General features: G+C 71.5%; 5 protein-coding genes. All 5 read right to left on the bottom strand.

The window, feature by feature from the left end; all coding sequences use genetic code 11:
* Positions 1–81: 81 nt before the first annotated feature.
* The 5 genes from ACWEPL_RS46610 to ACWEPL_RS46590 are packed head-to-tail and all read right to left on the bottom strand — an operon-like array spanning position 82 to position 7,152.
* Entirely contained in the window at positions 82–2,814 is a 2,733-nt protein-coding gene (locus ACWEPL_RS46610) for a DUF5682 family protein (RefSeq protein WP_452440031.1), read from the bottom strand.
* The gene (locus tag ACWEPL_RS46605) at positions 2,811–3,926 is read right to left on the bottom strand and encodes an ATP-binding protein (protein WP_363967057.1); all 1,116 of its coding nucleotides are present in this window, start codon (positions 3,924–3,926) and stop codon (positions 2,811–2,813) included. The genes ACWEPL_RS46610 and ACWEPL_RS46605 overlap by 4 nt, the downstream gene beginning before the upstream one ends.
* A 12-nt stretch (positions 3,927–3,938) precedes the next feature.
* Positions 3,939–5,282, bottom strand: coding sequence for a VWA domain-containing protein (locus ACWEPL_RS46600; RefSeq protein WP_452440030.1), 1,344 nt, complete (start codon positions 5,280–5,282; stop codon positions 3,939–3,941).
* A complete protein-coding gene (locus ACWEPL_RS46595; protein ID WP_452440028.1) occupies positions 5,279–6,661 on the bottom strand; it encodes a hypothetical protein in 1,383 nt (460 codons plus the stop codon). The genes ACWEPL_RS46600 and ACWEPL_RS46595 overlap by 4 nt, the downstream gene beginning before the upstream one ends.
* A complete protein-coding gene (locus ACWEPL_RS46590) occupies positions 6,661–7,152 on the bottom strand; it encodes a hypothetical protein (protein ID WP_363967063.1) in 492 nt (163 codons plus the stop codon). Before ACWEPL_RS46590 ends, ACWEPL_RS46595 begins: the two co-directional genes overlap by 1 nt.
* Positions 7,153–7,235 lie beyond the last annotated feature (83 nt).

Below are 7,235 nucleotides of genomic sequence, written 5' to 3'. Positions count from 1 at the left end.
GCCGCCGACGGCAGAAGTCTCCACGCAGCCCCCTATTTGGAACGACGCAAAAGACTCTAGCCAAACGTGCGTGAGCCCGAGCTAAGAGCCGCCCAGGAGCGCGGCGACCTCCCCGCGGCCCGGCGCCGGGGCCTGCCACGAGCCCTCGCAGCCGAGCAGCCCCGCCACCGCGTCACACGCGGCCGGATGTCCCAGGAGCAGCTCGGCCACCGGGCCCGACGCGACCGGCCCTGACCCGACCGGCACTGCGGCCGCCACGGCGGCGGGACGCGCCGTCCACGGCGGCACCCAGCCGTCCACGGCGGCCAGCGTGCCGGGGAACGTGCGCCCGGCCTCGCGTACGAGCACCGGCATCAGCTCGCCCGCCTGGTCCCGCAGCGTCGTGATCAGTTTCGGCAGCCACGGCAGCAGCACCCGGTCGGGCAGCTGCCCGAACGCCTTCGAGATCACCTCCACCACGAAGCCCGACAGGGTCGGGACGGGCTCCATGGCCTGCACGAACCCCAGGATGTAGAGCGGGAACGACGGGACGACCAGCGGGTTGGCCAGCAGTTCGTCGCACCGCGCCCGCAGCTCGGCCAGCGGCAGCAGCCCGAGCTGGGTCCGCGCCGCCCACAGCAGCGCCACCTTGTCCGGCGCCTCCGGGTGCGACTGCTGCACGGCCAGCTCCAGCTGGGCCCGGTCGCAGCCCAGCGAGAGCGCGAGGCTCTCCATCGAGAACAGGAACCCCAGCATGGCCGCCACCTGCCGCGCCCCCGTGTCGTCGGACACGAAGGCCGTCGGCAGGAGGGTGCAGTAATGCGCGTATCCGGAGGTCGCGAACTCCTCGCACCAGGCCGGTAGCTCCGGCTCGTGGGCGCGGTAGTAGGACATCAGCCGCCGGATCCTGCGCAGCACCTCGGGCGCGTCGTCCACGCTGCGCTCGGACGCCAGCAGCTCCACGGCCCGCTGCCCCAGCTCGTCGGCGAAGCGGCGGCTGCCGAGGAAGAGCACCGCGTCCTCGACGGCCGCCAGCGCGACGGCCGCCGTGGCCTTGGGGTCCCACACCGAACGGCGCAGCCGCTGCTCCATCACCTGCTCGATGGTGACGCCCTCGTAGCCCAGCTCGATGATCGAGCGCTGGTGCTTGCCGAACGCCAGGTCCCAGCTCTCCTGGATCGAGCGCTCGCCCAGCCCGCGCTCGCCCATGATGGGGCGGACGGCCTCCGACGGCAGCAGGTACCGCAGCATCCACAGCAGGTCGGAGCAGGGCACCAGCTCGGGATTGGCGTTGAGGTCGAGCAGCGCCCGCTGGATCGTGCGCTTCTCCAGGTCGAGCTTGAGCGGCGCGAGCCGGTCGTACACGTCTCGGGCCAGCGGCGGCAGGGCGTCGTAGCCGACCTCGCCGACGCGGTCGCCGCCGAGCATGATCTCGCACAGCCGCCGCACGTCACGGCGGCCCGGCACGACGTCCTTCTCGATGCAGGTGACGGCCGCGTCCTGGAAGTCGTACGGGGTGGGCCTGGCCCGGTTGCGCATGCCGGCGAGCAGGATCGAGGTCTCGAACACGGCGATGGCGTCGGCGGTGCTGGCCAGGTAGCCGTTGCGGCGGGCCAGCCGGACGATCTCCACGCTCCAGCCGAGCAGCTCGGCCTCGTCCAGCTCGTCGAGCGCGGGCGGCTTCGACAGGAACCCGGTCAGCTGGTCGGCCACCTCGCCCTGGGGGACGGGCGCGGGCAGCTTGGCCACGCGTTTGCGCGCGCCCCTCTGCCCGGCCAGCTGGAACGGGGTCAGCTTGCCGCGGGTCAGCGCCTTGTCCCAGGTCGCCGCCGCGATCGACACGGAGCCGGAGGCCAGCCCGAACTGCGCCTCGATGGCCGAGTGGCTGGACGGGATGAGGCCGTACACCCATTTCGTGCCGGTTCGCGGGGTGATCTCGAACGTCGCCGTGGACTTCAGCCCGAACTGCTCGACGTGGCTGGCGGCGTGGAAGGCGCCGCACACGTACAGGCAGTCGGCCGGGTCGGCGCCCGAGGTGGCCAGGTGCTCGCGCATCCTGGTCCACATGTAGCGCTCGCGGTCCTCGTCCACGGTCCGCCGGCCGCCGTCGCGGTCGAGGCGGCGGAACAGGCTGCCGATCAGCACCATGACCTGGCGGTAGGTGTCGTAGTCGGCACCCGACAGGGGCTGCTCGACGTACTGGTCCCACCACTCGGACCAGTGGCGCACCTTGCCGTGGTGCAGCAGGTGCTCCTCCAGCTCGGCGAAGCGCGGGCGCAGGTCGCCGAGCTCGACGCCCACCGCGTCGCCGTGCAGGCCGGCCTCTTCGGCGTGCTCCTTCTTGCCGGGCTCCTCCTTCGGCGCCCACTGGAAGACGTGGTCCGTCGAGCGGTCGACCAGCACCAGCTCGACGCCCGGGGTCTCCAGCGCGTACGAGATGGCCTGGTACTCGGCGGACGCCTCCGTGATGGGCGCCACCACGCTGAGCGGCGCCCACGACGGCGGGAAGCCGTCGATGTCGGTCGCGAACGCCTGCACCGCCACCGGCAGCCGGCAGTTGCGCAGCTCGGTCAGCAGCGGCCGCAGGTCCTCGCAGAGCTCCAGGTAGATGACCTTCGGCTGCTTCTCGCGCAGCCTGCGCACCATGGCCAGCGCCGAGGCCGGCGAGTGGTGGCAGACCGGGAAGATCTCCAGCTCCTCGCGCAGCGCCCGGTCCACGTCGTCCACCAGGCCGGACAGGATGTCCGACACGGCCACGGGACTGCCGGCGAACGCGCCGGCGGCGTCGAGGAGCTGCTCGCGGAGCGCGCCGAACGGGCTCGTCTGGCCGGTCATGAGAGGGTGGCGATGGCCTCGCGGCCGCCCTCGAGGAACTCCGGCCACTCCCCGCCGTCCTTCTTGCTGCGGGGCTCGACGACGCCGTGCCAGTACTTGTTGAGGATCGCGAGGTCCTCGGGGCTGCGCCGGGCCAGCGAGCTGACCAGCGAGCCGGCGAGGGTCTGCGCGCGCAGCACGCGGTCGCCGAAGAAGTTGCTGTGCAGGATGGCGTCCTCCAGCACGCCGATCTGCTCGGCCGTGGACAGCGCCGACTCGAGCTTCTCGTCGTCGCTGGTGGCCGACGCGGCGGCCGAGCGCAGGTCGGCGAAGCTCTGCAGCAGGATGTCCAGCAGCGTCGGCGGCAGGTCGAGCTCGATCTTGTGCCGGCGCAGCAGCTCCTCGGTGCGGAAGCGGACGATCTCCGCCTCGCTCTTCTTGTTCGTCACGACGGGGATGCGGACGAAGTTGAAGCGGCGCTTGAGGGCCGAGGACAGGTCGTTGACGCCCCGGTCGCGGCTGTTGGCGGTGGCGATGATGGAGAAGCCGGGCTGGGCGAAGACGATGTTGTCGTCGTCGAGCTCGGGGATGGAGACGTACTTCTCCGACAGGATCGAGATCAGCGCGTCCTGCACGTCGCTGGTCGAGCGGGTCAGCTCCTCGAAGCGGCCGATCACGCCCGTCTCCATCGCCGTCATGATCGGCGAGGGGATCATCGACTCGCGGGACTGGCCCTTGGCGATGACCATCGAGACGTTCCAGGAGTATTTGATGTGGTCTTCCGTCGTGCCTGCCGTCCCCTGGACCACGAGGGTGGAGTTGCGGCAGATGGCCGCGGACAGCAGCTCGGCCAGCCAGCTCTTGCCGGTGCCCGGGTCGCCGATCAGCAGCAGGCCCCGGTCGGAGGCCAGGGTCACGATGCTGCGCTCGACGAAGCTGCGGTCGCCGAACCACTTCTGGGAGATCTCCCGGTCGAGCCCGTCGGAGCGCTCGGAGCCGAGGATGAACAGCCTGATCATGCGGGGGCTCAGCCGCCACGAGAACGGCTTGGGGCCGTCGTCGATCGACTCCAGCCAGTCGAGCTCCTCCGCGTACTTCACCTCTGCGGGGGCGCGCAGCATGTCGTCACTCATGGGTGAGGTCTCCTAAGCGAGGAAGTTCTTGAGCTCGAGGACGAGCTTCCGGATATGGCCTGAGATCACGGGAGTGCCCAGGTCCTTGAGTTTCTGGCGGTACCACGGGTCGACGCTCGCGTTTCCGGAGCTGTTGACCGAGCCGACGGGGATGAACTTGACCCCCGAGCGGTGGATCGCCTCGAAGTCGTTGATCAGCGATCGGTTGTCGTAGAAGTCGGAGATCCACACCATCACGGTGTTGCGCGGATCGGTGATCTTCGGTCGGCCCAGGGCCATCGCGACCGTGCCGTCGGTGCCGCCGCCGAGCGTGGTGCGCAGCAGCACCTCGAACGGGTCGTGCACCCACGGGGTCAGGTCGATGGCCCGGGTGTCGTACGCGATGAGGTGCACGTCCACCTTGGGCAGCCCGGTGAAGATCGACGCCAGGATGGTGCAGTTGACCATCGCGTCCACCATCGAGCCCGACTGGTCGACGACCACGATCAGGCGGGCCGGGGTGGTGCGGCGGGCGGTCTGCTTGTAGTAGAGCCGGTCGACGTAGAGGCGCTGGTCCTCCGGGCTCCAGTTGGTGAGGTTCTTCCAGATGGTGCGTTCGATGTCGAGGTTGCGGAAGACCCGCTTCGGCGGCACCGACCGGTCGATGACGCCCACGCTGGTCTTCTCCACCTGGGTACGCAGCACCTCGGCGACCTCGTCCACGAACCTGCGGATCAGCGCCTTGGCGTTGGCCAGCGCGACGCCCGACAGGTTGGACTTGTCACGCAGCAGCTGCTCGATGAGCGACATGCTGGGCGTGAGCTGCCTGGACAGCGCCGGGTCGGCCAGCACCTCGCGCAGGTGCATGCGCTTGACCAGGTCGCCTTCGATGCCCGCCAGGACCGCGGCCACCTCTTCGTCCCCGGGGCTGTGGCGCAGCCCGCCGGGCTCGCTGCCCATGCCGCGCTCGAACCAGCCGGCGTCCTTCTTCCAGCTCTCCAGCCGGCCCGCGGTGACGTTGCCGGTGCCCGTCGAGAACACGTTGAGCAGCAGCTTGGAGACCAGGGCCGCGCGGCGGACCTCGCCGCCGTCCTCGTGCTCCTTCTCGGCCATGAGATCTTGGAGCTCGTCGGCCAGGCCGGGGAAGCGCTGCACGAGGTTGTCGATCGAGACGCCCGGGTCGAGCAGGGCGGCGGGGAGGCCGAGGTCGTCGACGATGGCCACGCTCGCCCGCTCCAGAGTGGGCTGCTCGTCGGCGCCGAACACGCGCGACAGCAGGCGCCAGTAGAGCACCTGGCGCCGGGTCGCGTCGGCGTCCTGCACGCTGTCAGTGTCGTTGTCGGTGTCGTTGTCGGTGTCGTTTGCGGTGTCGGTCATTTCCGCAGCAACCGCCCTGCTCGCTCGCGCAGCACGGCGACCACGTCGCCGGCCTTGGCCTCGGCCTTGACCACCTTGGGGTCGGTGGGGCCCATGGCCCAGTCGCCGTTGTGCGCGGTGACGGCCTTCTTCTTGACCGTGGCCTGCACGGCGAGCGGCTGCAGGAGCCACTGCCCGCCGTCCCAGCGCATCAGGCCGATGCAGGCGGAGGAGGCCGACACCAGCTCGGGCGTGAGCGGCCCGCAGGCCGGCAGCCGGTCTAGGGTCACCGGGAGCGAGCTGCCGCCCAGGTCGAGCGTCTCGTCGCGGATCGTGTAGCCCTCCAGGAAGACGGGCTCCGCGATGCGTACGGGATGGCGGTCGAGCGGCGGGCTCGCCGGGGCCACGGCCTCGGCGAGCTGGACCCGCGCGGTCGCGAACGGGTCGGCCGCCGCGCCGGCGCTCGCCTTGCCGTCGTGCCACACCAGGTCGCCGCCCGGCAGCAATGGCATGTCGGTGAGCTCCAGGCTGAGGTGCCCGGCCAGCGCGCCCATGAGCACGGGGTGGTCACCCATCAGCCGCCACACGGACGGGCCGGAGATCGTGTCCACCTTCGCGGCCGCCACGCTCGTGCGTACCAGCCGGGAGGGGGCGCCGCCCGCGGGCTCGAGGATGCCGTGGACCTGCACCCGCACCACGGTGGCGTGCTCGTGCACGTCGGCGCCGAGGATCAGCAGCCGCCCCGAGACCGGCTCGGCCGCGCCGTGCCACGTGCCCTTCTGGGACAGCAGCAGGGCACGCGTCCACAGGTCGGCCCACCTGCGCACGGGCAGCCGGTCCATCGTGCCCACCGGGCAGGATGCCCGCAGCTCCGCGGCCAGGCCGTCGAGCAGCACCGCCAGCCCGCGCAGCCCGGGCGTGGCCAGCAGCGCCTCGATGGCCGGATCTGCGGAGGAGACCACGTCGTGGTCGACGCCGCGCCAGCCGGTGATCGCCAGCTCGCGCAGCCAGCCCCGGCACGCGGCCAGCACGCCCGCCGGGTCGCCCGCGTCTCCGGCGGGCTCCCAGGCCGCGCGGGTGCGGCCCAGCGCCGTGTCGAACCGTGCGAGCAGCGCGTCGTGCACCGCGCCGAGCAGCGCGGCCCGCCCGCCGGCCAGCGCCGCCAGGTGCTCGTCGCCGACCGACCCGGCGCTCACCTTCTCCGCCGCCTCGGCCAGCCGGTCGCCGAGCGGGCTGCCTGCCAGCGCGCCCGCCAGGGCGGCCAGCGCCCCGGACGCCTCCTCGCCGAGCCGGGCGAACCCGTGGGTGAGCGCGTCGTCGAACCCCGTCACCAGGTCGAGCGCCTCGCCGGCCCCGGCCGGGGCGTCGCCCTGCAGCTCTCCGAGCTGTACGTCGAGCATCACCGCACCACCCTCGTCGCGGGGAACCAGTGCAGCTCGGCCAGCGGCTCCGTGCTGTCGGGCACCTCCAGGTAGGCCAGGTGGCGCAGGAACCTGCTGAACACCACGGCGGCCGGGGTGCGCTCGACCGGCCCCTTGATGGAGGACATCAGGAACTGGCCCTCCGGCACCTCCACCCCCAGGTAACGGGCCACCCGGTCCAGCCCGTACTGCAGGACCGCCTCGTCGGCCAGCTGGTGGATGTGCTTGCAGGCGTAGCCGTGCAGCGCGCCGCACGGCCGGTTGTTGTTGGTGCTGCAGCTCAAAGCGTGGGTGCCGGCGGTGATGGACGAGACGTAGACCCGTTCGATGTCGGATCCGCTCGACACGACCCCCTGCAACCGCCCGTCGGCCAGCTCGACGAAGGGAACCTTCGCCAGTTTCCTCGGCTCGACAGGCGGCACCACCCGTACCACGCTGTGCTGCTCCCACGCGGCTCTGTCCGCGTCCACGACCTCGAACCCTCCCGCCCCGGCCGGTTCACGGGCGCAGGCGGGAATGCCCGCGCCTTCGCGACCGGCTGATCAATGATCCG

This window comes from Nonomuraea sp. NPDC004186 (assembly GCF_053603495.1).
The sequence above is the reverse complement of the archived record's forward strand: the minus strand, read 5'-3'. Positions and strand labels throughout refer to the sequence as shown.

What these genes read in the sequence shown, in the direction of transcription:
- ACWEPL_RS46605 (WP_363967057.1), bottom strand. Translation starts at nt 3,926, where the DNA reads ATGAGTGACGACATGCTGCGCGCCCCCGCAGAGGTGAAGTACGCGGAG.
- ACWEPL_RS46595 (WP_452440028.1), bottom strand. Translation starts at nt 6,661, where the DNA reads ATGCTCGACGTACAGCTCGGAGAGCTGCAGGGCGACGCCCCGGCCGGG.
- ACWEPL_RS46610 (WP_452440031.1), bottom strand. Translation starts at nt 2,814, where the DNA reads ATGACCGGCCAGACGAGCCCGTTCGGCGCGCTCCGCGAGCAGCTCCTC.
- ACWEPL_RS46600 (WP_452440030.1), bottom strand. Translation starts at nt 5,282, where the DNA reads ATGACCGACACCGCAAACGACACCGACAACGACACCGACAACGACACT.